Raw genomic sequence first — 22,804 nt, forward strand, 5'->3', positions numbered from 1 at the left:
CTGTGCCGACGCCGGTACCCACCGTCGAACCGTCGGCGGTTCGGAACGAACGACTGATGCTCAAGAAATAGAGATCTGTCATTGTCTCGGATATCTCTCCAACCCCCGAGGAGCCCCCATGAGAGGCAGAACGCTGAGCGCGGGAATCGCGCTCGCCGTGTTCGCCGGGATGACGGTGCCGCTGGCCGCCCACACGGCGACCGCGTCACCTCCGACCGCCACGACGGTGACCCGGCCGATCGCCGCGTCCGCCGCCGCGTTGGCCGCGCCGGACATCTCCGTCAGCAACGTCCAGGCGCACCTGACCCAGTTCAACGCCATCGCCACCAGCAACGGTGGCAACCGACGGGCCGGCTCGGCCGGCTACACCGCCTCGCTCACCTACGTCAAGACCAGGCTCCAGTCGGCCGGCTACACCGTCAGCGAGCAGTACTGCTCCAGCTGCCGGTACCCCTCGAACAACCTCATCGCCGAGTGGCCCGGCGGCCCGGCCGACCAGGTGGTTATGTTCGGCGCGCACCTGGACGGCGTAGCGGCCGGTCCGGGCATCAACGACAACGCCACCGGCTCGTCGACCCTGCTGGAGAACGCGCTGGTCCTGGCCGCGCAGAACCCGACGATGACCAAACGGGTGCGGTTCGCCTGGTGGACCGACGAGGAGCAGGGGCTCAACGGCTCCCGGTTCTACGTCAACTCGCTCAGCGCCACCCAGCGCGGCTACATCAAGGGTTACTACAACTTCGACATGGTCGGCTCGACGAACGGCGGCTACTTCATCAACCGGGTCACCTCGACCACGGCTGCGCCGCTGAAGGCGTACTGGGACTCGTTGGGCCTGCAACCGGAGGAGAACGTCGAGGGCCAGGGCCGCTCCGACGACTACTACTTCCAGCAGGCCGGTATCCCCACCTCGGGCTACGCCGCCGGCGCCAGCGCGCGCAAGACCAGCGCCCAGGCGGCCAAGTGGGGCGGTACCGCCAACTCCGCGTACGACCCCTGCTACCACCGGTCCTGCGACACCACCGCCAACGTCAGCGCCACCGTGCTGAACCGGGCGGCCGACGGTGTCGCGTACGCGCTGTGGCAGCTCGCCGTGAACGGCGGCACCCCGGCCTGCACCGGCGGCCAGGTGGTCGGAAACGGTGGTTTCGAGAGCGGCAGCACGCCGTGGACCGCGTCCTCCGGCGTGATCACCAACGCCAGCGCCCAGCCGGCCCGGACCGGGTCGTACAAGGCGTGGCTCAACGGCAACGGCAGCAGCGGCACCGAGAGTCTGACGCAGTCGGTGACCCTGCCGGCCGGCTGCGCCAGCTACACGCTCTCGTTCTGGCTGCACATCGACACGGCCGAGACCACCAGTTCCACGGTGTACGACCGGCTCACCGTTCAGCTGGGGTCGAGCACGCTGGCGACGTACTCGAATCTGAACAGGGCGTCCGGTTACGTCCAGCGCAGCTTCTCGGTGGCCGGGTCCGCCGGGCAGACGGTGACGCTGCGCTTCACCGGCACCGAGGACTCGTCGTTGCAGACCAGCTTCGTGATCGACGACGTGGCGCTGGTGGCGAGCTGACCGCGTACCCCGGAAAGGGCCGCCGCCGGCAGTGTCCGGCGGCGGCCCGTCGCGTCGTGGTCAGGAAAGCTGTGGGTAGAGCGCGGCGACGCCGCCGGGGAACCCGGCCTGCACCCGCCGGCTGACGTCGTCGGCCACGATCTCGTAGGCGTCGGCCTCGATGCCGTCGACCGCGAGCCGGGCGATCGAGGCCGGATCGGACTTCGGGCCGGTGATGGTCGCGGCCATGTCGGTGTCCAGGTAGCCGACGTGCAGGCCCGCGACGCGGACGTTCCGCTCGGCGAGCTGGAGGCGCAGCGCGTTCGTCATCGCCCACTCGGCGGACTTGGCGGCACCGTACGACCCGTGCAGGGGGAAGTTCACCCAGGACAGGACGGAGAGCACGTTGAGGATGGTTCCGCCGCCGTTGCCGGCGATGACCGGCGCGAACGCCCGGATCGTCGACAGGGTGCCGATGTAGTGGGTCTCCAGCTCCAGCCGGACGAGGTCCAGGTCGCCGTCGAGCAGGTCGGTCCGGGTGTCGATACCCGCGTTGTTGATCAGCAGGTTCACCCCGCCGGCCAGCTCGGCGGCGGCGGCCACCGAGGCGGGGTCGGTGATGTCGAGGCGGACCGGCGTCACGCCGGGCAGGTCCACGCTGTCGGGGTTGCGGGCGCCGGCGTAGACGGTGGCGCCCCGGGCGAGGAGGTCGGCGGCCAGGTGTCGGCCGAGGCCACGGTTGGCGCCGGTGACGAGGGCGGTGCTTCCAGCGATCTTCATGGCGATCACGCTACCCGACCTGACTTCTGTGAAGCAAAGTCAGCTATGTCACGGCGGCGGTCGACGGGATCGGGAATACGACCCGGACGCGCCCACACCCCGACCGGTGACGACTCGTATCCTTTCCGCGAACCTCCGTACGAGCCGAGATGGGAGACGGTGTGAGCAACCAGGCCGAAACGTTGGAGTTCCAGGCCGAGGCGCGTCAGCTCCTCCAGTTGGTGGTCCACTCGATCTATTCGAACAAGGACGTCTTCCTGCGGGAACTCATCTCGAACGCGTCCGACGCCCTGGACAAGCTCCGGCTGGCCACCCTCGTCGACAAGGACCTCGTCGCCGACACCGACGACCTGCACGTCGCCCTGGAGATCGACCGCGACGCCCGCACCCTCACCGTGCGCGACAACGGCATCGGAATGACCCGCGACGAGGTCGTCACGCTGATCGGCACGATCGCCAAGTCCGGCACCGCCGAGCTGCTGCGCCAACTGCGCGAGTCCGCCGACGCCCACGCCAAGCAGGACCTCATCGGGCAGTTCGGCGTCGGTTTCTACGCCGCGTTCATGGTCGCCGACCGGGTCACCCTGCTGACCCGCAGGGCCGGCGAGACCGGCGGCACCCGCTGGGAGTCCACCGGCGAGGGCACCTACTCGATCGAGGCCGTCGACGAGGCGCCGCAGGGCACCACCGTGACGCTGCACCTCAAGCCGGCCGACACCGAGGACAACCTGCACGACTACACCACCGAGTGGACCGTCCGCGAGATCGTCAAGCGCTACTCCGACTTCATCGCCTGGCCGATCCGGATGACCGTCGAGCGCCCCGGCGCCGAGGGTGAGTCCGCCACCAGCGAGGTGCAGACCCTCAACTCGATGAAGGCCCTCTGGGCGCGGCCCCGCGACGAGGTCGACGCCGCCGAGTACAACGAGTTCTACAAGCACGTCAGCCACGACTGGGCCGACCCGCTCGAGGTCGTGCACATGAAGGGCGAGGGCACCTTCGAGTACGAGGCGCTGCTCTTCCTGCCCAGCCACGCCCCACTGGACCTGTTCTCCCCACAGGGTCGCCGGGGTGTCCAGCTCTACGTCAAGCGCGTCTTCATCATGGACGACTGCGAGGCGCTGGTCCCGACCTACCTGCGCTTCGTCAAGGGCGTGGTCGACGCGCACGACCTGTCGCTGAACATCTCCCGGGAGATCCTCCAGCAGGACCGGCAGATCCAGATCGTCCGCCGCCGGCTGGTCAAGAAGGTCCTCGCCACGGTCAAGGACCTCAAGGCCAACCACGCCGAGCGCTACCGCACCTTCTGGACCGAGTTCGGCGCCGTGGTCAAGGAAGGGCTGATCGACGACACCGACAACCGCGACACCCTGCTGGACATCCTGTCGGTGGCCTCGACGAACGACCCGGACGAGCCCACCGACCTGGCCGGCTACGTGTCACGGATGAAGGACGGCCAGAGCGACATCTGGTACGCCACCGGCGAGTCCCGGGCCGCCATCGAGAACTCCCCGCACCTGGAGGCGTTCCGGGCCAAGGGGCACGAGGTGCTGCTCCTCACCGACCAGGTCGACGAGGTGTGGGTCGAGCGGGTCGGCACGTACGACGGTCGGCCGCTGCGCTCGATCGCCAAGGGCGAGATCGACCTGGACACCGACGAGGAGAAGCAGCAGGCCGAGGCCGAGCGTGAGCAGCAGCGGCAGGAGTTCGCCGGGCTGCTCGACTGGCTGGGGACCACCCTCACCGACAGCGTCCGGGAGGTCCGCCTGTCGTCGCGGCTGACCACCTCACCGGCCTGCGTCGTCGGCGACGCCCACGACCTCACCCCGACCCTGGAGAAGATGTACCGGGCGATGGGGCACGAGATCCCCACCACCAAGCGCATCCTGGAGATCAACCCCGGTCACCCGCTGGTATCCGGGCTGCGCAAGGCCCACGAGCAGGGCACTGACCCCACCGCTCTGACCGAGACCGCCGAGCTGCTCTACGGCCTGGCGGTGCTCGCCGAGGGCGGTGAGTTGACCGACCCGGCCCGCTTCACCCGGACGCTCGCCGACCGGCTGGCGCGCACCCTGTAACTGGAGTACCGCCGGCCGGCAGCCCGCCCCAACCACGGGCTCGCCGGCCGGGCTGCCGTGCCGCATCGCGGCCCTACCGAGCCGCGACAGCCGAACGCTCGGCCGGACAACCGGCCGAGCGTTCGCCTACGCGGCGCGGACCAGTTGTGGGTGGCCCGTCAGGCTGCGGAGGCGGCCTTCGGCCCTCGCTGCGACGCCACCGGGCCGGCGTTCCAGCCCCAGCGGGGGGCCGGTACCGCCGCCTCGCGACGCCCAGCCGGGTCGACGTCGTCGCTGTCGGTTCCGTCGATGGTCCCCTCGACCGAGGCGGAGGCGCCCCGCGCCAGCCGCAGCGAGTGCTCCGCCCCGGTACGGGCCGCGCACGGCCAGGACTGCCCGGCGCACTGGAGGTTGCGGCACTGGCCCTCGTCGTCCGGCTCGTGTGCGCTCAACACATCGATCGCCAACTGCCACAGCAGCGGGTCGGTCACGTCGTGCGGGCGCTCGGCGGTGCGACTCGGTCGGTTGCTGGTGTCGTCGGACATGTGGCCCCCCTCGTCAGGCTGTACCCCACAAGGGTCACCCGTCAGCCGCCGGCTAAACCGCCGACCTGCTGTGATGTGTCTCTGATCGCAGCTCCGCCGCGGACGCCGCACGCTTATCGGTCAGTCCGGCAGAAGCGGCATCTCCACGCCCGGCTCCCGACCGAGCAGCACCGCCCGCGTGAGCGCCGCTGATCCGAACCGGTCGCGGACCGCGTCGACCGCAACGTCCAGGTCGGACCCGGGGTCCGGCTGGAACGGCAGCTCGGGCTGGACCGGGTTGTCGTCGAGGTTGCCCACGGAGACACCGATCAACGTGATTCCACGGCGATCGATCTCGGGCAGGGCCGCGCGCAGTAGCGCCCGCGCAGCGGCGAGTAGCGGCGCCGTGTCCGCCGTCGCCTTACGCACCGTGTGCGAGCGGGTCGCCCGGGTGTAGTCGCCGAAGCGCAGCCGCAACACCACGGTGCGGCCGGACCGCCCGGCCGCCCGCATCCGCCGGCTGACCCGGTCGACCAGGCCGGCGAGGATGGCGTCCAGCTCCGTAAAGGTGTGCGGGGCACGACTGAGCGCGTGCTGCGCGCCCATCGAACCGCGCCGCCGCCCCACCTGCACCGCCCTGGGGTCGCGATTGTGCGCCAACGCGTGCAGGTGCCGCCCGGCGCCCGCACCGAGCAGCGACACCAGCGCCGCCTCACCGAGACGGGCCACCTCCCCGACGGTACGGATCCGGCGTTCGCGCAGCTTGGCCGCCGTGACCGGGCCGACGCCCCAGAGCCGTTCCACCGGCAGCGGGTGCAGGAACGCCACCTCGGCGTCCGGGGCGACCACCAGCAGACCGTCCGGCTTCGCCACGCCGCTGGCCACTTTGGCCAGGAACTTCGTGCGGGCCACCCCCACCGTGATCGGCAGGTGGACCCGGTCGCGGACCTCCCGGCGGAGTCGTTCGGCGATTTCGGCCGGTGGCCCCACCAGCCGCCGCAGACCCCCCACGTCGAGGAACGCCTCGTCGATGGAGAGCCCTTCCACCAGCGGTGTGGTCTGCCGGAAGATCTCGAAGACGGCGCGGCTCGCCGCCGTGTATGCCGACATCCGCGGCGGCACGACGATCGCGTCCGGACAGAGCCGACGCGCCTGCTGGCCGCCCATCGCGCTGCGGACGCCCCGCGCCTTCGCCTCGTAGCTGGCCGCGAGCACCACGCCGCCACCGACGATCACCGGCCGCCCGCGCAGGCGCGGGTCGTCGCGCTGCTCGACCGACGCGTAGAACGCGTCCAGGTCGGCGTGCAGGATGCTGGCACCGGGCAACACGTACACATGTTCGCATGACGCCGGCCCGGTGTGGCAGTGAGCTGGGCTGACGCCCCGTCAGTCGAGGCAGAATTCGTTGCCTTCCGGGTCGGCCATTATGAGATGACCGGCGGCCAACGGGGGAGCGGGCTCGTGCCGACCGAGTCGCCTGGCGCCACGCGAGACGAGCCGTTCGGCCTCGGCCTCCAGGGCCGCCATCCGTTCGTCACCCTCCAACCCGGGGGCCGCGCGGACGTCGAGGTGGACGCGGTTCTTCACCTGCTTGTGCTCCGGCACCCGCTGAAAGAACAGCCGCGGTCGCGAGCCCTCGGGGTCGACCACCGCCGACGCGTCGTTGCGGTTCTCCGGCGGCACGCCCATCGCCTCCAGCGCCTGGTCCCAGGACTCGAAGTCTCCGGGTGGGGCCTGCACCTGGTAGCCGAGCGTCTCGGCCCAGAAGGTGGCCAACCTCGCCGGGTCGGCGCAGTCGAACGTGATCTGGACGTCGCGGATCACGGCGGATCCCTGCTTCCTGTTCTGGTCGGTCATGATCCCAGCCTCTCGCTGATAGCGGACAGAGTCGTTCCGCTATCCGTGCAACGATCGAGGCGTGACCGTCGAGGCGACGACCGAACGGGTGCTGCGCCTGCTGGCGCTGCTGCAACGACGACTGTCCTGCACGGCTGCCGAACTCGCCGCGGAGTTGGGGGTCACCGGTCGTTGCGTACGCCGCGACGTGCAGCGTCTGCGGGCGCTCGGCTACCCGGTGCACGCGGTGTCGGGCGTCGGCGGCGGCTACCGACTCGGCGCCGGCACCCGGCTGCCGCCGCTGCTCCTCGACGACGAGGAGGCGATCGCCACGGCGGTGTCCCTGCGGCTCGCCGCCGGGGGCACTGTCGCCGGGGCGGGCGAGGCCGCGCTGCGGGCACTCGCGAAGCTCGATCAGGTGATGCCGTCGCGGCTTCGCGCCGAGGTGCGGGCGGTGCACGGCGCCACCGACACCCTCATCGGCCCGGTCGCCGAGATCGACGCGGAGCTGCTGGTGACACTCGCCCGCGCCTGCCGCGACGGGGTACGCGTCCGATTCTCCTATCCCGGCCGGGGCGCTGCCGAGCAGGAACGGACGGTCGAGCCGATCCGGATGGTCACCACCGGCCGCCGCTGGTACCTGATGGCCTGGGACGTCGACCGCGCCGACTGGCGGACGTTCCGGCTGGATCGGGTCCGGGCTGCGGTCGCGACGACCTGGCGTTTTCCGGCACGCGTACACCCGGATCCGGTTGCCTTCGTGCAGCGGGCCGTGACCGGCGCGCCGTACCGCTACCTCGCCCGGGTGCGGGTGCGCGCCCGACCGGAGCGGTTGCGGGAGGTGGTCCCACCGCAGGTGGGACGGGTCGAGGATGATAGCGATGGATGGTCCGTGCTGGTCGTCGGCGGCGACAGCCTGGACTGGCTCGCCGCGCACCTCGCCCGTCTGGATCACGACATGGAGGTGCTGGAGCCTCCCGAGCTGCGCGAGGCCGCCGGCCGACTCGCCCGTCGCCTCGCGGTGCTGGCCGGTGCGACGTCGGAGCCCGGCGAGCGGTGCCGCAGCGTGTAGTGGCGCAGTGACACCGGGCTGCCGTCGGGAGCGGTCCATGGTGCCGTGCTGGTGCCTTCACACCGCCATTCCGCGCGGTCGTACAGAGCGGCGGCCGCAGCGCCGTCGGCGGCCAACTCCAGCACCAGGTCCGCTGCGCGTTTGTCGGCCCACTGGCGGGTCCGCTCCAGCAGCGCGCCGCCCAGCGCCAACCCGCGGGCTCTCGGCACCACGAAGAGACGAGCCACCTCGGCCGTCGTCCGGCCGGGCGGCCCCTCCAGCGGATCGGGGATCCGATGCACCGCGATGTGTCCGACAACGGCCGCGTCGGCGTCGACGGCGACCCAGGCCCGCGCCGGGTGCGGCTCGCGCAGCCAGCGGTGTGGGTCGGCAGGCCAGTTCAGCGGGTACCCGTCCAACCGGTGGACCTCGGCGAGCGCCGTGACGCAGCCGTCCAGGTCGGTGGCGCGCCGCCGACGGATGGCGGGCCGGTTCACAGCTCGTCGAACGGACCGGCGTAGCGGAACTCGCCCCGGATCGACTCGCGCCACGCGTGCATCGGCCGAGCCATGAAGTACTGCGGCCCCCACGGCTGGGGCGGGGTGACGCCCAGATCGACGGCCGGCCGGAACCCGAAGCGCGGGTAGTAGTCGGGGTGCCCGAGCAGGACCACCAGCGGTTCGTCCCGCGCGTCCGCCGCGCCAAGGACCGCGTGCATCAACGCGCTGCCCACACCTCGGCGCTGCCAGTCCGGCAACACGCCCAGCGGCCCCAGGCCCAACGCCACCGGCGCGCCGCCCACCCGACCGCGGGTGGCCACCACGTGCCCGACCACCAGGCCGTCCGGGTCGGTCGCCACCAGGGAGTACGCGGGCAGCCAGCCCGCGTCGGCGCGCAACGCGTCGACGAGGGTCGCCTCGACCGGTACGCCGTCACCGCCATCGGCCTTGGCGAAGGCCGCAGAGTGCACCGCGCGAATCGCGTCGACGTCGGCGGGTGTCTCGCGTCTGATCAGCACCGCGCCACCATAGACGCGGTGAGTCGCCGGCTCCACGCGTTTTATCGCCAGCACCGATCCGCCGGCGGTGGTCGTGCCTGGCGGTCGTGGCCGCCGGTGCTGGCCGTGGCTGGCGCTGGCGGGTGGCTGGCGGTGGCCGGTGGTGGCGGTGGTAGCTGACGGTGGTGGTGGCTGGCGGTGGCGGTGGCGGGTGGTGGCTCGCGGTGGCGCTGGCGGTGGCGCTGGCGGTGGTGGTGACTGGCGGTGGTGGCTGGCGCTGGCGTGGCGTGGCGTGGCCGTGCTGGCTGGCGGTGGCGGTGGCCGGTGGCCGGTGGTGGCAATGGTGGTCGGCGGTGGCGGTCGTGGTGGCGGTGGTTGGTGGTTGGTGGTTGCCGACAGGTCGCGGGGCTGGCTGGCGGCACCTCGCTGGACATGGCTGAGAACGCTTGATGTCTGTGAGTCATCACGATGACTCACAGACATCAAGCGATCCGCGATCCGCGATCCGCGATCCGCGATCCGCGATCCGCGATCCGCGATCCGCGATCCGCGATCCGCGATCCCGGGCCTGGTACTTCTCAGGTCCGCGCGTGCGGCCCTCGCCGACGGGTCGGGTGTGATCTCAGCCGACGGCAGTGGCGGAGGGCGGGGCGCTGCCGCCCTGGGGTGCCTCCGGAACCATCAGCCGGATGATCTCCGCCTGGTCGGCGGGCGAGGGCAGTCCCCATTCCGGTCGGTAGCCGTACACCTGGTGCAGTGGGGTTGAGCCGGTGCGGCCGTCCAGGATCTCCACGGCGTCGGTGCCGATCAGGCCGGGGTGTTCGACGCCGCAGGCCTCGGCGACCTTGGTCAGGTCCCGGCGTAGCGTCCGCAGGTAGTTGGCGGCCCGGACCGACTTCAACGCCGGGTCCAGCCCACGGGCGAGCCACGCGTTCTGGGTGGCGACGCCGGTGGGGCAGGTGTCGGTGTGGCATTTCTGCGCCTGGATGCAGCCGACCGCCAGCATCGCCTCCCTGCCGACGTTGACCATGTCGCAGCCGAGCGCGAACGCCACGATGGCGTTGTCCGGCAGGCCGAGCTTGCCGCCGCCGACGAAGACCACCTGCTCGTGCAGACCGTGCTCGGCGAAGATCTTGTAGACCCGGGAGAAGCCCTGCTGGAACGGGAGCGACACCGAGTCGGTGAAGATCAGCGGTGCGGCACCGGTGCCTCCCTCGCCGCCGTCGATGGTCACGAAGTCCACACCCCGGCCGGTGTCCCGCATGAGGGTGGCCAGTTCCTCCCAGAAGCTCAGGTCACCGACCGCCGACTTGATGCCGACCGGCAGGCCCGTCTCGGCGGCCAGCAGCTCCACCCAGTCGAGCAGGCTGTCGCAGTCGGAGAACTCGGCGTGCCGGGACGGGCTGACGCAGTCCTGACCGGCCGGGATGCCCCGGGTGGCGGCGATCTCGGCGGACACCTTCGCCCCGGGGAGCAGCCCACCGAGGCTCGGCTTGGCACCCTGGCTCAGCTTGATCTCCAGCGCCCGGACCGGTGCGCCGGCAATCAGGTCCTTCAACCGGTCGAGGCTGAACCGGCCGTGCTCGTCCCGACAGCCGAAATACGCGGTGCCGAGTTGGAAGACCAGCTCACCGCCGTTGCGGTGGTACGGCGACAGGCCGCCCTCGCCGGTGTTCTGGAGGCAGCCGGCGAGGGCCGCTCCCTTGTTGAGCGCGGTGATGGCATTGCCGGAGAGCGAGCCGAAGCTCATCCCGGAGATGTTGACGACCGACTCCGGTCGGAACGCGCGGGCCCGTCCCCGTGCCGCGCCGAGCACCTTCGCGCAGGGCACCCGCACGTCGTGCCCGGCGGTCGGTGACGACGGCGGCACGGCCCGACCGAACGTGCGGTGCTTGATGATCGGGTACCCGGGGGTGTACTCGATGTCGTTGTCGGTGCCGAAACCGAAGTAGTTGTTCTCCTGCTTCGCCGACGCGTACACCCAGCGGCGCTGGTCGCGGGTGAAGGGCCGCTCCTCGTTGTTGCCGGCCACGATGTACTGCCGAAGCTCCGGCCCGATCGTCTCCAACAGGTAGCGGGCGCGGCCGAGGACCGGGAAGTTGCGCAGCAGCGCGTGGTCGCGCTGGATCAGATCCCGCGCGGCGAGTGCCGCGACGGCGGCGGCGACGGCGGGTACGGCTCGACGGGCCCAGGTCATGCCGCAACTCTTTCCGCCGGGGCGGCGGATCAAACCGGTGAGCGGGCTGGTGGCGGTGCGGGTGCGACCCCGCACCGCCACCACCGGCTCAGCGGTGCCGGAACGACTCGCGGACCGACCCGCCGACGACGGTGCACCACGTGCTCGTACTGAGCTTGCCGTTGCGGGGCAGCCCGTGCAGCGCCTGCAGGTCCTGCACCGCCCTGCGGGTGGCGTGGTCGTACGCCCCGGTGACGGTGACCGCGTACCCCTTGGTGGCGAGGATTTCCTGCACGGCGGTGACCGGCGCTCCGACGGCGTGCTGGTCCAACTCCGGCGCGAGCGTCTCCCAGGTCGGCGTGGTGAGGGTGGCGTCCACGTCGACAGCGATGCCGTTGCGGGCCTGCCAGTCCTGCACCGCCGCCACGGTCGCGGCGTCGAACGTGCCGCTGACCGTCACCGGGTAGCCCCGGTAGGCGAGCAGGTGCTGCACCACCCGGACCGAGGGGGAGTTGACGAACCGCCACAGGTCCGGCCAGCGGCGCGCCGGCACGTCACCGAGCGTGGTGCCCAGCGCGGCGTGCACCCGCCGCCGCAGCTCGGGGAACTGTCGATAGAAGGCGGCGCCCGGGCACTCGGTGGTGCGGAAGTCCCAGTGGCCGAAGATGTCGTACGCGTGCAGCCCGTACTGCCGGCAGATCGCGACGCAGAGCTTGACCAGCGAGTCGGTCAGCGCCTCCGGTGGCGTCTCGGTGACGTAGGTGCCCTCGTTCTCGATGCCGATGGCCCGGCCGTTCTCACCCGGACAGTGCGCCGAGATCATCTGCCGGTCGCCGGCTTCGAGGCGCTCCAGGCTGCCCCGGCGGCCCTCCAGCACGTACCCGCCGCGGCTCACGGTGAAGTGCTGGCCGGTGTCCGACCAGCCGTTGCCGTCCATGTGCAGGTCCTGGCAGTCGTGGGCCAGCTTGACCGCCTGCTCGCGGGAGTAGTCGGTGACGTTCGGGAACGCCATGTGGTGCACGATGATCTTGTTGGTGGCGGTGGCGCTCACCGACAGCGGGTCCTTCGGCGGGCGGGCGGCCCACTCGTCACAGCTGATGATCCAGTCCAGGTCGGTGCCCGGCGCGGCCTGCGCCGCGCCAGGGAAGGCGAGTTCGCTCCCGACGACGGCGACCGTGGCGGCGCCGAGACCGGCCCGCAGCAGCGTCCGGCGATCCACTTCGGAATGGTCGACGTGCATGGCATCTCCTCCTGCGGCCGACGGCGGGGGGGATGAAAAGTAGCTCCAGTGGCCGCACGTACTCCGGAGAATATTGCCAAGACTCGTCCGCGCGCTAGAGGTCGGCCACGCCCAATGGGCAGCCGGAAAACCGGTCGGCCAAAAGATCAACGTTCGGCTAACCTGGCCGCTGAAGCGGGGGTGGAAGATGAAACTTGGCGAGGCGCTGACCGAACGCGCTGAAGCGGCACGACGGGTCGAGCAACTGCGGACCCGGATCAACGGCAGCGCCCGCTACCAGGAGGGTGAGCTGCCTCCGGAGGACGCTGCGGTGCTCCTGACCGAGCTGGACCAGGTCCTCGACAACCTGGAGTCACTGATCCGGCGCATCAACCGGACCAACGCCGCGGTGCCGGTCGACGACCTCGGCACGCTCACCGACGCGTTGGCCCGGCGGGACGTCCTTCGACTGCGGCACGCCGCCGTCACGGCGGCCGCCGACGCCGCCGCCGGCAGCGGGCGCGGTCACGCCGCCCGGCAGCTCCGCTCCGAGCTGAAGATGCTCGCGGCGTTGCCGGTCGCCGAGCTTCGAGGGCGCGCCGACGGGCTCGCCGGGCAGCTCCGCGAGCTCGAGGTACGGATCCAGCGCACCAACTGGGAGGCTGACCTGCTGGACTGACCGACTCCAGCAGCGATGTGGAGCAGGTAGCCGTCGTGGGGGCGTGTACACACAGGGTCGGGCTGTAACCCCGGCACCCTTCCTGGCGCGCGGTGGGCAGCGCGGGGTTCAACTCCCCACGTACGACGCAGCCCAGCACCGAGGACAGGTAACACCGCAACACGTACACCACATCACCACGTACAGATCCTCGACGGCGAGGGCGGGTTCGGGGCACTCCACATCCGCGGCGCGTGCTGTTCGCTCACCGGCACCCGGTCGTGCAAGCGGCCCTGCCTGGCCGGCGTTTCCGCGAGTCGGGTCGGGGGTAGGTCGGGGCGGACCCCTCCGGCTGCCCACATAAGGATGACCAGATGAGTGACAACGTCAGCGACGCGGTGGGCGACGCCCTCCGCTCGGTGATGCTCTTCCTGCCCAAGGCCGTCGCCTTCCTGGCGATCCTGGTGGCCGGATGGCTGATCGCCAAGGCCGCACTGAAGATCGTGGAAAAGGTCCTCGAACGGGTGGGCTTCGACCGCGCCGTCGAACGCGGCGGCATCCGCCGAGCGTTGAGCCGCTCCCGGTACGACGCCAGTGACATCGTCGCGAAGCTCGTCTACTACGCGCTGTTGCTGTTCACCCTTCAGCTCGCCTTCGGCATCTGGGGCCCGAACCCGATCTCCGACCTTCTCGGCGCGGTGATCGCCTGGCTGCCCCGCGCCTTCGTCGCGATCGTCATCGTCGTGGTCGCCGCCGCCATCGCCAACGCGGTCAAGGACATCATCAGCGGCGCGCTCGGCGGCCTGTCGTACGGCCGGGCGCTGGCCACCATCGCCTCGGTGTTCATCCTCGGCCTCGGCGTCATCGCGGCGCTCAACCAGATCGGCGTGGCCACCGCGGTCACCACTCCCGTGCTGATCGCCGTGCTGGCCACGATCGGCGGCATCCTCGTCGTCGGTGTCGGTGGTGGTCTGATCCGTCCGATGCAGAGTCGTTGGGAGTCGTGGCTGACCCGCGCCGAGCAGGAGTCGCGGCTGATCGCCGAGCACACCCAGGCGTACCGGGCCGGTCGGCGCGACGCCGAGGCCGAGCTGGCCCGCCGGTCGGCCGCCACCGGCGGCGCGGAGGCCACCCAGGTGGTGAACCGGCCCGCCGAGGCCGACGCCACCCAGGTGGTGACCCGGCCCACCGACCCGGAGGCCACCCAGGTCGTCCACTTCCCGGTCAGCTCCGACGCCACCCCGGTGGCTCACCGCAGCGCCGCCGTCGAAGACCCGACGCCGGCCCGGCCCTCGGCGACCGACGACACGACCCAGGTGGTCAGCGGCTCGACCGATTCGGACGTCACGCAGGTGGTGAGCACCGGCGTCGACCCCGACACCACCCAGGTGGTCTCGGGCGGCACCGATCGCGCGGTGCCGGGGCAGCGCACCAGCGACGACGGCGAGACCACCACCGTCATTCCGCCGGTCGACCGGCGCTGACACCAGCGGTACGGCGGCGGGGCGGGACCGATGCGGTCCCGCCCCGCCTCTCGTTGTCAGCCCAGCCCAGCCCAGCCCGGTTGGCGCTGCTCGGCGCGCCGAAACCGCTGGCCGAGGCCGCGCCGGTTGTCTAGCATCGCGGGCATGACCTGGCGACATTGATCCAGCAGCGTCAACCGATCTCGTGGGCCGCCACGGGCACCGCACGTCCGGTGTCCGTCTCCACTCCCACGGGAAGGCCCCATGACCCTCATCGCCTCGCGCGTGCCCGAGCCGGCGGTCCGTCGACTGACGGCGACCCTCTACGGGTACGCGTTCCTCAGTGACCTGGTCCTGCTCTACCCCCTGTACGTGGTGTTCTTCGCCGACACCGGGCTGTCGGTGGGGCAGATCGCGTCGCTCTTCGTCATCTGGTCCGCCGCCGGAATCCTGTTCGAGGTGCCCTCCGGCGCCTGGGCGGACGTGCTGTCCCGCCGACTGCTGCTGTGCCTCGCCCCGCTGGTGGCCGCCGCCGGTTTCGCGCTCTGGGTGCTGCTGCCGTCGTACCCGGCCTTCGCTGTCGGCTTCCTGCTCTGGGGCGCTGGTGGCGCACTGGTCTCCGGTGCGCTGGAGGCGTTGGTCTGGACCGAGTTGGACCGGTTCGGCGCTGTCGACCGGTACGCCCGGGTGCTCGGGCGGGCGCGGACGGCCGGTGTGCTGGGGGTGGTCGTCTCCGGAGTGCTCGCCGGCCCGGTGCTCGCCGTCGGCGGTTACCCGGTGGTCGGCGCGGCCAGCGTGCTCGCCTGCCTGCTCGCCACGATCGTCGCCACCCGCTTCCCGGAACACCGCCCGCCCGCCGCCGTCGGCGTTCCGGTCGCCGAGCCGACGACGGCCACCCGCCCGGTGGATGCCGCGTTAACCCCGCAGCACGAGCCCACAAGCCCGGACGACGAGGGCGACCTCGGGTGGTGGGACACGCTGCGGGCCGGAGTGTCGCAGGTCCGCACCCGTCCGCCGGTACGGTCCGCCGTGCTGCTGGTGGCCGTGGTCGCCGCCGACTGGGGTGCCCTGGACGAGTACACCCCGCTGCTCGCCCTGGACACCGGCGTCGGCCCGCAGGCCGTACCCCTGCTGCTCCTGCTGCTGTGGGCCGGAGTGACAGTCGGCGGGTTGCTCACCCCGGCGGGGGAGCGGCTGGGCGGCCGAGGGTACGCCGCGCTGCTGGGGCTGGTCGGCGTCGCGCTGGCCGCAGGCGCCATGGTGCGGCACCCGGCGGGGTTCGTGCTGCTCGCGGTGGCCTTCGGCGCCGCTCAGTTGGCCACCGTGCTGGCCGACGCGCGGCTCCAGGCCCGGATCACCGGCAGCAGCCGCGCCACCGTCACCTCCCTGGCCGGGATGGCCACAGATGTGCTGATCATCGTGACGTACGCCGCTTACGGCCTGCTCGCCTCGGCGGCCGGCAACGCGGTGGCGTTCGCGCTGACCGCCGGGGCGTACCTCGTGGTGGCGCTGGTGCTGCTGGCCCGCCGCCGGCACCGGTCGACAGTGCCCACCGTCGTGGCCGCGGCTGTGCCGGACTGACCGGGCCCGGCGGCGGCCTCCGCGGGCCGCCGCCGGGCCGCACGGTCAACCGGCCATGTGCAGGAACGACCACTGGTGGCCGTCGAGGTCCCGGAAGCCACGCATGTACATCGGCCCGTTGGCCATCCCCGGCCCGAGCGACTCCCCGCCGGCGACGGCCGCCCGGTCGACCAGCTCGTCGACCTGCCCCCGGCTCGCCGCCGACAGCCCGACGATGACCTCCCGGCTGGTCTCCGTGTCCGTCGTCGCGACCCCGGTGTACGCCTCGAAGCCCGAGCGGAGGTGCAGCACCAGCCGGGTGGTGTCGGAGATGGTGAGCACGGTGCTGTCGCCGTCCGGCTCGGCCTGGTCGCTGGTGAAGCCGATCGCCCGGTAGAACTCGGTCGCGGTCGTCAGGTCGCGCACCGGCAGGTTGATGAATGTCATGGTCATCGGTGGTCTCCTCCGTCTCGAGCAACGGGGCGGTGGCGGTCCGGACGCGCACCCGTCAGGGTTGGTCACCGTCAAGGTAGACCCACCGGCCGTCCTCACGGACGAACCGGCTGTGTTCGGTCAACGTGCCGGGCCGGCCACCGTCCCGGTAGTGGGCGTGGAAGGTCACCGTGCCGGCGGTGTCGAGCAGTCCGCCCCGCTCGGTCTGCACGATCTCCAGTCGGGTCCACCGCTGCCCCGGGTCGAGCTCCAGGGAGGCGGGCCGGGTCGAGGAGTGCCAGCTGCGCAGCAGGTAACCCGAGTCCCCGAGGGCGAAGGCGCTGAACCGGGAGCGCATCAACGCCTCGGCCGTCGCCGGGGCGTCGCCACCGTGCGCCGGCGCGCAGCAGTCCTGGTACGCCCGGCCGGAACCGCACGGGCACACCCGTCCCGTTGTCGCGTTCGCCCGCCGACGTCCTGCACCCTTACCCACGTGGCCATCCTGCCGCACCCGCTCCCGGGCCTGCGTCAGAGCCCTGGCCAACCGCCGTCCGGCTCGACCGACGACTGTTTGGCAGGGCCTAGTCCAGCGGCACCGGCAGCGGCACCGGCCGCTTGGCCACCCGGTCGTCGCCCGACGAGCGGCCCCGCAGGTGCCGGGCCAGCCAGGGCAGCAGGTGCCGGCGGGTCCAGGCCAGCTCGGCGCCGAACACCTCGCCCCGTTGCCGCCGAGGCGCCGGCGGCAACGGCAGCGTCCAGGAGTCGTCGAACCCGGGCAGACCCGCCGTGTACGCCAGTGCGGTGGCGATGCGCTCGTGCCCGGCGCTGTTGGCGTGCAGCCGGTCGTCGCTCCACAGCCGGGGATCGGAGGAGACCGGGTGGGCCCCCAGATCGAGGAGGGTGGCGCCGGTCCGTGCGGTGGCTGCCCGCAGTGCCTCGTTGAGCGCCAGCATGCGACCACGCAGCGGCCGGGCCAACGGCATCACGGGCGCCGGATCCGGCATCGTGAAGGTCAGCACTGTGGCCCCCTGGTCGACCAGTGCCTGCTGCATCGCCGCGACATCCCCGGCGACCTGGTCCGCGTCGAAGGAGGGGCGCAGCACGTCGTTCATGCCGGCGACCACGGTGGCCAGGTCGGGGGCCAGGTCGAGGGCGGGCTGGAGCTGCTCGGCGCGGATCAGCGCGGTGGTCCGGCCTCGGATGGCCAGGTTCGCGTATTCCAGACCGCCCTGGGCGCGGGCCACCGCCAGGGCGAACCGGTCGGCCCAGCCCCGGTAGCCGCCGACGCCGTCCGGGTCGTCGAGCCCTTCGGTGGTGCTGTCGCCGATCGCCACGTACCGCTGCCACATCACCCGCGCGAGGTTAGCCCTCGGTCAGCTCGGGCGGACCACCGACCTCACAGCCAGCCGGAGCGGCGGAGCGGGTGGCCTGGCTCAGGCGGTGCGGGTGGCGAAGACGACGACGTTGTCGACGTAGTTGCCGGTCGCCGCGTCGAACCGGCCGCCGCAGGTGATCAGGCGCAGCCCGGCGGCGTCCGCCGGGCCGTAGACCAGGGCGGTGGGGAAGTGCTCCTTCGGGTACGCCCGCACGTCGTCCACCGTGAACGTGGCGACCCGTGCGTCGGCGCGGGTGACCTGCACCTGCTGCCCGGCGCGGAGCCGACCGAGGTCGAAGAAGACCGCCGGGCCGGACGGCGCGTCGACGTGTCCGACCAGGACGGCGTTGCCGGTCTCGCCGGGGGTGACCCCGTGCCGGTACCAGCCGGCGAGGGTGGGTCGGTCCAGCGGCGGCACCTCCAGCACACCGGTGGCGTCGGCGCCGACGGGGACGATGTCGGCGCGTACGTCGATGGCGGGGATCTGCACCCGGACCGGCGCGGCGGGTGGGAGCGGAGCCAGATCCGGCGCGGGGTTGGTGCGGGTCGGCGCGTCGGCGGACGGTCGTGGTGGCCGTGCCGGGTCGGCGGTGAGGCCGACGGTGATCAGCCCGAGCCCGGTCACGCCGAGCAGGGCCACCACTGCCGGTAGGGTCCGCCGCCACCGCACGTGTGCACCTCCGTACCGGATCGTCGGGGTGCCCGCGCCGGTGTCACCGGCGCGGGCACCCGTCTCAGGGATGGAACGGCCGCCGATCAGGCGACAGTGGACACCGGACGACGCCGGCGGATCAGGATCACCGCGCCGGCGAGGGCGGTGCCGAGCAGCGTGCCGCCGGCGGCGAGAGCGCCGGTGTCACGGTTGTCGCCGCCGGAGCCGGCCGGCGCGCCACCGATCGGGGTGACGGCGAAGGTGGCGGTGCCGGCCGAGCTGCCGTCGCCGCAGGTCGCCGCCACCGTGTACGTGCCCAGGGTGAATCCGGCGGTGAAGAGTTCGGCGCTCAGCCCGCCGCCGGCGGCGGCCGTGGTGGATCGGACGTTCTGGTCGCGGTTGGGGCCGGTGACCCGGAAGAGGGCGTCACCCGACTTCGGGTTGCAGGTCGTCGCGGTGAGCACGACGGTCCCACCGACCGGGGTGGTGGCCGGTGACACCGTGGTGTCGGCCAGTGCGGCGCCTGGCAGCAGGAGCGTGCCGAGGCCCACGCCGAGCGCCGCCGAGCAGAGTGCTGTTGAGACCTTCATACGCGTCTTCCCTCACTTTTCGTCCGCTGACTGCGTGGGACGTCGTTCGGGTGGCCAACTCCGTGACTAGCACCGGTGTGCCCAACACTAGGTGGGTTGGGTCCTCGATCAGGTGAAAATGAGAAATCCTCGTTGCCGTCACGTGTCCACCCGAAGGCGGGGAGAGCTGCCGAAAGGCCCGGACGGCCCGACCGGCACCGGTGCTCCGATCGATGCCATCCGGTCGGGCTGTCGTCGCTGGGCCGATGGCGAGGTATTGCCACAGACGGCGGAAATGCACCGCCTGACCGTGCGCCCTCGGGTCAGCCGGCCGGGCTCGGGTCGGGCATCGGCTCGCCGGTCTCCAGCAGGGTCTTGAGGCTGGCCAGCAGCTCCGGCCAGCCCCCGCTGCCGTCGAGTTGGCCGCTGATCGCCCGGTGCATCTCGCTGTCGGGGGAGAAGTCGTCGTGGATGACGGTCAGCCGGACGGTCGACCCGCTGTGCGGCTCGATCTCGAAGGTCACCTTCGAGCGGCGCTCACCGAGTCGCGCGGCCAACTCGTCGTCGGACCAGCCGAAGTGCTCGGCGTGCTCGGGTTGGAAGCCGTGCCAGCCGTAGGAGAGGCGACGGTACGGCTCGGCGACGAGCACCCGCTGGCCGAGGTCACGCGGCTCGACGTCCGGCGCGTCCTGCCACAGCACGGGTGACCCGACCTGCCAGTCCGAGACCAGCGCGACTCCACCCCAGTAGCGACGGGTGAACGCCGGTTCGGTGAGCGCGGACCACAGTCGCCGCGCGGTGGTGGTCACATAGGTGGTGTAGACGAAGGTCGGGCTCTCCATGGCTTGTCGCTCCAATGCGGTGGTCAGGTCGGCCAGCGTGGCGGCGCGCTCGCGGTCGTAACGGCTCAGCCACCGGTCGGCGATGGCGTTGATCGGGGCGGCGTTGAGGTAGTGCAACTTCTCCCGGCCGCGCCGCACGGTCGTGACGAGATCGGCCGCCTCCAGCACCGACAGGTGCTTGCTGACGGCCTGCCGGGAGCCGGCCAGCCCGTCGCACAGCTCCCGCAGGGTCTGGCCGTTGCGCTCGTTGAGCCGGTCCAGCAGTCGACGCCTGCTGGGGTCGGCCAGCGCCCGGAACGCGTCGTCCATCGACCCTCCCCTTCACAGGCAACCACTCGGTTGCCTGTCAAGTTAGGCAACCGACGGGTTGCCTGTCAACCTGGCCGCGGGCGGGCTTCTGCCGGCGGGAAAATCCCGTGCCGCCCGGGGAGACGCTGGTAGGTTCGCTCGCCGTGACACGGAACGTGGGAGCTGGCCTGGGACCGGTGTTCGCCAAACTCTGGGCGGCGAGCACCCTCTCGGCCCTGGGCAGCGGCCTGGCCACCGTCGCCGCGCCGCTCTTCGTCGCCTCCCGGACCGATGACCCGCTCGTGGTCGCCGGAGCGTCCGCCGTGGCGTGGCTGCCGTGGCTGCTCTTCGCCCTGCCCGGCGGGGTGCTGGTGGACCGGATGGACCGCCGCCGCCTGATGATCGTCATCGACCTGGTCCGGGTGGTCGCGCTCGGCGTCCTGGCCACGGCCATCCTCAGCGGCCGGGGCGGCGTGGCGCTGCTGTTCGCGGTGCTGTTCCTGGTCAACACCGGTGAGATCGTGTTTCGCGCGGCGAGCCAGGCCATGGTTCCGGTCGTGGTGCCGCGGCACCGCCTGGAGCGCGCCAACGGATGGCTCAGCGGCGGTGCCACTCTCATGCACAGCATGCTCGCCGGCCCGCTCGGCGGCTTCCTGTTCGCGCTCTCGGCGGGTAGCCCGTTCCTGGTCAACGCCGTCACGTACGCCCTCAGCGCCGTACTGGTGGCGCTGATCGGCGGGGACTTCCGGGCCGCCGTCGCCGGCACGCACGCACGCCGTACCCGCTCGATGGGCGGCGAGATCGTCGAAGGCCTGCGCTGGCTGGCCAACCAGCGGCTGCTGCGCACGATGGCCCTGCTGATCGGTCTGCTCAACGTGACCCTCACCGCCGCGCTCGCGGTGCTGGTGCTGCTCGCCGGCGAGCGGCTGGGTCTCGGATCCGTCGGCTACGGACTGCTCTTCACCTGCATGGCCACCGGTGGGGTGCTCGGCGCGCTCCTCGGCGACCGGATCATCGCCCGGATCAGCGCCACCTGGACGATCCGGATCGGCCTGCTCGTCGAGGCGGGGCTGCACCTGGCGTTGGCCGCGTCCCGCAACACCATCGTGGTCGGGTTCGCGCTGTTCGCTTTCGGCGTGCACGGCGGGCTGTGGAACATCGTGTCGAACTCACTGCGCCAACGCCTCACCCCGGCGAACCTGCAGGGCCGGGTGGCCAGCACGAACCTCTTCGTGGCGGCGGGCGGCAACTGCGTGGGCGCGCTGCTGGGTGGGCTGCTGGCCGCCCGATTCGGCATCACCGCGCCGTACTGGGTCGGGTTGGTGGTGGCGATCGGCGTCTCCGTCGCCACCTGGCGGGTCTTCAACCGCGCCGCGGTCGCGCGTGCCTATGCCGACCCGCCCCCGGTCGAGTCGCCCGCGCCGGTGGGCTGAGCGCCGTGTCGGCCCATCGGGTGGTGGCGCGCGTCGGTGTGGCAGCGTGGTGCGGGTGACCGACTCCGCGCCGCTCGACGTCGACCTCGCGCTGCTCGGTGGCGGCGGGGCCGCGTCGTTGCTGCTCGCCGCACTGGACCGCCACGGCGTTCGGGACCTGCGGGTCGCCATCGTCGACCCGGTGCGCCGACGCGGTCAGGACCGCACCTGGGCGTTCTGGGGTCACCCCGACAGCGACCTGGACCCGCTGCTCAGCGCGAGCTGGTCGCAGGTCGAGGTGGCGACGGCGGCGCGACGCCGCGTCCTGGACCTCACCCCGCTGCGGTACGCCATGCTCCGCTCCGGCCCGGTCTACGACCGGGCTGCCGATGCCGAGCGTCGCCTCGACGCCATCCGGATCGTCGCGCCCGCCGAGACGGTGCGTGACGACGGCGACCGGGTGCTGGTGGGCACCGGTGACGGGCGCTGCGTCCGGGCCGGCTGGGTGCTCGACTCGCGCCCCCGCCCGCCGGCGCGAGCGGGGCGGACCACCTGGTTGCAGCACTTCCGGGGGTGGTGGCTGGAGGCTGACCGGCCGGTGTTCGATCCGACCCGTGCGGTGCTGATGGACTTCCGTACCCCGCAGCCGCCCCGGGGCGTCTCCTTCGGGTACGTGCTGCCGGTGAGCGACCGCTACGCCCTGGTCGAGTACACCGAGTTCTCCCCGGACCTGCTCACCGACGCCGGGTACGACGCGGCGCTGGCCGGCTACCGGGATCTGCTCGGACTGGACCCGACCGGGCTGCGGGTTCGCGAGGTGGAGAACGGGGTGATCCCGATGACCGACGCGCCGTTCCCGGCCCGGCCCACCCCCCGCGTGGTCCGGCTCGGCACGGCCGGTGGCGCGACCCGTCCCTCCACCGGCTTCACCTTCTCCGCCATGTACCGCCAGGCCGACCAGGTGGCCCGCGCCCTCGCGGCGGGCCGCGCGCCGGTGCCCGCGCCGGCGTACCCGCGCCGGCACCGCTGGATGGACGCGGTGGCGCTGCGCGCGCTGGACCGGGGCGGGGTGGGCGGTCCTGAGTTCTTCGATCGGCTCTTCGACCGCAACCCGGCCGAGCGGGTGCTGCGCTTCCTCGACGGCGGCACGACCCCGGCCGAGGAGGTCGCGATCATGAATTCGACCCGGCTGTTGCCGATGATCGCCGCGACCGCCGGCGACGCCGCGGAACGCGTCCGCGACCGGCTGCGCCCCACCCGGCCGGCGCCGGCCATCCCACCCGCGGTGGTGGGTTAGACGCCGACGGCTCGGCGCGCCGGCCCCCCGAGCGGGGAGGACGACGTCCGCTCCCGGTAGGTTGCCG

At 72.1% G+C, this 22,804-nt stretch carries 22 protein-coding genes and 1 pseudogene; 9 read left to right on the forward strand and 14 right to left on the reverse strand.

Annotated elements, in window-relative coordinates; translation table 11 throughout:
* Positions 1 to 118: 118 nt before the first annotated feature.
* Positions 119 to 1,570 (forward strand): M28 family peptidase, encoded by a 1,452-nt coding sequence (locus ACZ6NZ_RS25020; protein WP_465860451.1) that lies wholly within the window; start codon positions 119 to 121, stop codon positions 1,568 to 1,570.
* A gap of 60 nt (positions 1,571 to 1,630) precedes the next feature.
* Here the strand turns inward: ACZ6NZ_RS25020 and ACZ6NZ_RS25025 are convergent, their stop codons facing one another.
* Entirely contained in the window at positions 1,631 to 2,329 is a 699-nt protein-coding gene (locus tag ACZ6NZ_RS25025) for an SDR family oxidoreductase (protein ID WP_465860453.1), read from the reverse strand.
* Between the two features lie 149 nt (positions 2,330 to 2,478).
* Between ACZ6NZ_RS25025 and htpG the strand changes: the two genes are divergently transcribed.
* Complete coding sequence (gene htpG / locus ACZ6NZ_RS25030; RefSeq protein WP_465860454.1) at positions 2,479 to 4,407, forward strand: molecular chaperone HtpG; 1,929 nt, start codon at positions 2,479 to 2,481, stop codon at positions 4,405 to 4,407.
* A 158-nt stretch (positions 4,408 to 4,565) separates the two neighbouring features.
* Here the strand turns inward: htpG and ACZ6NZ_RS25035 are convergent, their stop codons facing one another.
* From ACZ6NZ_RS25035 to ACZ6NZ_RS25045, 3 genes are all read right to left on the reverse strand, one after another.
* Complete coding sequence (locus tag ACZ6NZ_RS25035) at positions 4,566 to 4,931, reverse strand: hypothetical protein (protein ID WP_465860455.1); 366 nt, start codon at positions 4,929 to 4,931, stop codon at positions 4,566 to 4,568.
* Positions 4,932 to 5,051: 120 nt separating this feature from the next.
* Entirely contained in the window at positions 5,052 to 6,245 is a 1,194-nt protein-coding gene (dinB, locus tag ACZ6NZ_RS25040; protein WP_465860457.1) for a DNA polymerase IV, read from the reverse strand.
* Positions 6,246 to 6,296: 51 nt separating this feature from the next.
* Complete coding sequence (locus ACZ6NZ_RS25045; protein WP_465860458.1) at positions 6,297 to 6,767, reverse strand: VOC family protein; 471 nt, start codon at positions 6,765 to 6,767, stop codon at positions 6,297 to 6,299.
* Between the two features lie 61 nt (positions 6,768 to 6,828).
* On the opposite strand from ACZ6NZ_RS25045, the gene ACZ6NZ_RS25050 reads away from it, so the two are divergent.
* Positions 6,829 to 7,818: a helix-turn-helix transcriptional regulator gene (locus tag ACZ6NZ_RS25050; RefSeq protein WP_465860460.1), complete on the forward strand. Its 990-nt coding sequence runs from the start codon at positions 6,829 to 6,831 to the stop codon at positions 7,816 to 7,818.
* An 86-nt stretch (positions 7,819 to 7,904) separates the two neighbouring features.
* Here ACZ6NZ_RS25050 and ACZ6NZ_RS25055 read toward each other — a convergent pair.
* Both ACZ6NZ_RS25055 and ACZ6NZ_RS25060 read right to left on the reverse strand, forming a co-directional pair.
* A pseudogene (locus ACZ6NZ_RS25055) lies at positions 7,905 to 8,387 on the reverse strand (GNAT family N-acetyltransferase); the annotation flags it as partial.
* A complete protein-coding gene (locus ACZ6NZ_RS25060; protein ID WP_465860461.1) occupies positions 8,291 to 8,815 on the reverse strand; it encodes a GNAT family N-acetyltransferase in 525 nt (174 codons plus the stop codon). The gene ACZ6NZ_RS25060 and the pseudogene ACZ6NZ_RS25055, both read right to left, overlap by 97 nt.
* A 161-nt stretch (positions 8,816 to 8,976) precedes the next feature.
* Here ACZ6NZ_RS25060 and ACZ6NZ_RS25065 point away from each other — a divergent pair, with 161 nt between their 5' ends.
* A complete protein-coding gene (locus ACZ6NZ_RS25065; protein ID WP_465860462.1) occupies positions 8,977 to 9,234 on the forward strand; it encodes a hypothetical protein in 258 nt (85 codons plus the stop codon).
* 182 nt (positions 9,235 to 9,416) lie between these two features.
* Here the strand turns inward: ACZ6NZ_RS25065 and ACZ6NZ_RS25070 are convergent, their stop codons facing one another.
* Both ACZ6NZ_RS25070 and ACZ6NZ_RS25075 read right to left on the reverse strand, forming a co-directional pair.
* Complete coding sequence (locus ACZ6NZ_RS25070) at positions 9,417 to 10,991, reverse strand: FMN-binding glutamate synthase family protein (RefSeq protein ID WP_465860464.1); 1,575 nt, start codon at positions 10,989 to 10,991, stop codon at positions 9,417 to 9,419.
* An 88-nt stretch (positions 10,992 to 11,079) separates the two neighbouring features.
* Positions 11,080 to 12,210: a peptidoglycan recognition protein family protein gene (locus ACZ6NZ_RS25075; RefSeq protein WP_465860465.1), complete on the reverse strand. Its 1,131-nt coding sequence runs from the start codon at positions 12,208 to 12,210 to the stop codon at positions 11,080 to 11,082.
* Positions 12,211 to 12,397: 187 nt separating this feature from the next.
* Here ACZ6NZ_RS25075 and ACZ6NZ_RS25080 point away from each other — a divergent pair, with 187 nt between their 5' ends.
* From ACZ6NZ_RS25080 to ACZ6NZ_RS25090, 3 genes are all read left to right on the forward strand, one after another.
* A complete protein-coding gene (locus tag ACZ6NZ_RS25080; protein ID WP_465860466.1) occupies positions 12,398 to 12,868 on the forward strand; it encodes a DIP1984 family protein in 471 nt (156 codons plus the stop codon).
* Positions 12,869 to 13,221: 353 nt separating this feature from the next.
* Positions 13,222 to 14,331: a mechanosensitive ion channel family protein gene (locus ACZ6NZ_RS25085; RefSeq protein WP_465860467.1), complete on the forward strand. Its 1,110-nt coding sequence runs from the start codon at positions 13,222 to 13,224 to the stop codon at positions 14,329 to 14,331.
* 243 nt (positions 14,332 to 14,574) lie between these two features.
* Positions 14,575 to 15,891, forward strand: coding sequence for an MFS transporter (locus tag ACZ6NZ_RS25090; RefSeq protein ID WP_465860468.1), 1,317 nt, complete (start codon positions 14,575 to 14,577; stop codon positions 15,889 to 15,891).
* A gap of 45 nt (positions 15,892 to 15,936) precedes the next feature.
* On the opposite strand, the gene ACZ6NZ_RS25095 is transcribed toward ACZ6NZ_RS25090, so the two are convergent.
* The 6 genes from ACZ6NZ_RS25095 to ACZ6NZ_RS25120 all read right to left on the reverse strand — a co-directional run bounded on the left by ACZ6NZ_RS25095 (position 15,937) and on the right by ACZ6NZ_RS25120 (position 20,049).
* The gene (locus tag ACZ6NZ_RS25095) at positions 15,937 to 16,323 is read right to left on the reverse strand and encodes a VOC family protein (RefSeq protein ID WP_366610996.1); all 387 of its coding nucleotides are present in this window, start codon (positions 16,321 to 16,323) and stop codon (positions 15,937 to 15,939) included.
* Between the two features lie 55 nt (positions 16,324 to 16,378).
* The gene (locus ACZ6NZ_RS25100) at positions 16,379 to 16,795 is read right to left on the reverse strand and encodes a YchJ family protein (RefSeq protein WP_465860469.1); all 417 of its coding nucleotides are present in this window, start codon (positions 16,793 to 16,795) and stop codon (positions 16,379 to 16,381) included.
* 88 nt (positions 16,796 to 16,883) lie between these two features.
* Positions 16,884 to 17,651, reverse strand: coding sequence for an SGNH/GDSL hydrolase family protein (locus ACZ6NZ_RS25105; protein WP_465860499.1), 768 nt, complete (start codon positions 17,649 to 17,651; stop codon positions 16,884 to 16,886).
* 84 nt (positions 17,652 to 17,735) lie between these two features.
* Positions 17,736 to 18,347, reverse strand: a complete 612-nt coding sequence (locus tag ACZ6NZ_RS25110; protein ID WP_465860470.1) for a class F sortase — start codon at positions 18,345 to 18,347, stop codon at positions 17,736 to 17,738.
* A gap of 86 nt (positions 18,348 to 18,433) precedes the next feature.
* On the reverse strand, positions 18,434 to 18,919 hold the full coding sequence (locus ACZ6NZ_RS25115) for a hypothetical protein (protein WP_091406610.1): 486 nt from the start codon (positions 18,917 to 18,919) through the stop codon (positions 18,434 to 18,436).
* Positions 18,920 to 19,221: 302 nt separating this feature from the next.
* Positions 19,222 to 20,049, reverse strand: coding sequence for an ArsR/SmtB family transcription factor (locus ACZ6NZ_RS25120; RefSeq protein ID WP_465860471.1), 828 nt, complete (start codon positions 20,047 to 20,049; stop codon positions 19,222 to 19,224).
* A gap of 143 nt (positions 20,050 to 20,192) precedes the next feature.
* Here ACZ6NZ_RS25120 and ACZ6NZ_RS25125 point away from each other — a divergent pair, with 143 nt between their 5' ends.
* Together ACZ6NZ_RS25125 and ACZ6NZ_RS25130 are read left to right on the forward strand one after the other, a co-directional pair.
* Entirely contained in the window at positions 20,193 to 21,461 is a 1,269-nt protein-coding gene (locus ACZ6NZ_RS25125) for an MFS transporter (RefSeq protein WP_465860472.1), read from the forward strand.
* Positions 21,462 to 21,516: 55 nt separating this feature from the next.
* Positions 21,517 to 22,737 carry a lycopene cyclase family protein gene (locus ACZ6NZ_RS25130; protein WP_465860473.1) on the forward strand — a complete coding sequence of 407 codons (1,221 nt, stop codon included), beginning with the start codon at positions 21,517 to 21,519 and terminating at the stop codon, positions 22,735 to 22,737.
* The last annotated feature ends 67 nt before the right edge of the window (positions 22,738 to 22,804 follow it).

This window comes from Micromonospora sp. NPDC047756, from assembly GCF_055587245.1.

Bases quoted from the DNA above. Each gene is read 5' to 3' on its own strand.
- ACZ6NZ_RS25105 (WP_465860499.1), bottom strand. From the start codon at position 17,651: ATGTGGCAGCGGTACGTGGCGATCGGCGACAGCACCACCGAAGGGCTC.
- ACZ6NZ_RS25090 (WP_465860468.1), top strand. From the start codon at position 14,575: ATGACCCTCATCGCCTCGCGCGTGCCCGAGCCGGCGGTCCGTCGACTG.
- ACZ6NZ_RS25085 (WP_465860467.1), top strand. From the start codon at position 13,222: ATGAGTGACAACGTCAGCGACGCGGTGGGCGACGCCCTCCGCTCGGTG.
- ACZ6NZ_RS25095 (WP_366610996.1), bottom strand. From the start codon at position 16,323: ATGACCATGACATTCATCAACCTGCCGGTGCGCGACCTGACGACCGCG.
- ACZ6NZ_RS25020 (WP_465860451.1), top strand. From the start codon at position 119: ATGAGAGGCAGAACGCTGAGCGCGGGAATCGCGCTCGCCGTGTTCGCC.
- ACZ6NZ_RS25075 (WP_465860465.1), bottom strand. From the start codon at position 12,210: ATGCACGTCGACCATTCCGAAGTGGATCGCCGGACGCTGCTGCGGGCC.
- ACZ6NZ_RS25035 (WP_465860455.1), bottom strand. From the start codon at position 4,931: ATGTCCGACGACACCAGCAACCGACCGAGTCGCACCGCCGAGCGCCCG.
- ACZ6NZ_RS25045 (WP_465860458.1), bottom strand. From the start codon at position 6,767: ATGACCGACCAGAACAGGAAGCAGGGATCCGCCGTGATCCGCGACGTC.
- ACZ6NZ_RS25120 (WP_465860471.1), bottom strand. From the start codon at position 20,049: ATGGACGACGCGTTCCGGGCGCTGGCCGACCCCAGCAGGCGTCGACTG.
- ACZ6NZ_RS25115 (WP_091406610.1), bottom strand. From the start codon at position 18,919: ATGAAGGTCTCAACAGCACTCTGCTCGGCGGCGCTCGGCGTGGGCCTC.
- ACZ6NZ_RS25070 (WP_465860464.1), bottom strand. From the start codon at position 10,991: ATGACCTGGGCCCGTCGAGCCGTACCCGCCGTCGCCGCCGCCGTCGCG.
- ACZ6NZ_RS25080 (WP_465860466.1), top strand. From the start codon at position 12,398: ATGAAACTTGGCGAGGCGCTGACCGAACGCGCTGAAGCGGCACGACGG.
- ACZ6NZ_RS25025 (WP_465860453.1), bottom strand. From the start codon at position 2,329: ATGAAGATCGCTGGAAGCACCGCCCTCGTCACCGGCGCCAACCGTGGC.
- htpG (WP_465860454.1), top strand. From the start codon at position 2,479: ATGGGAGACGGTGTGAGCAACCAGGCCGAAACGTTGGAGTTCCAGGCC.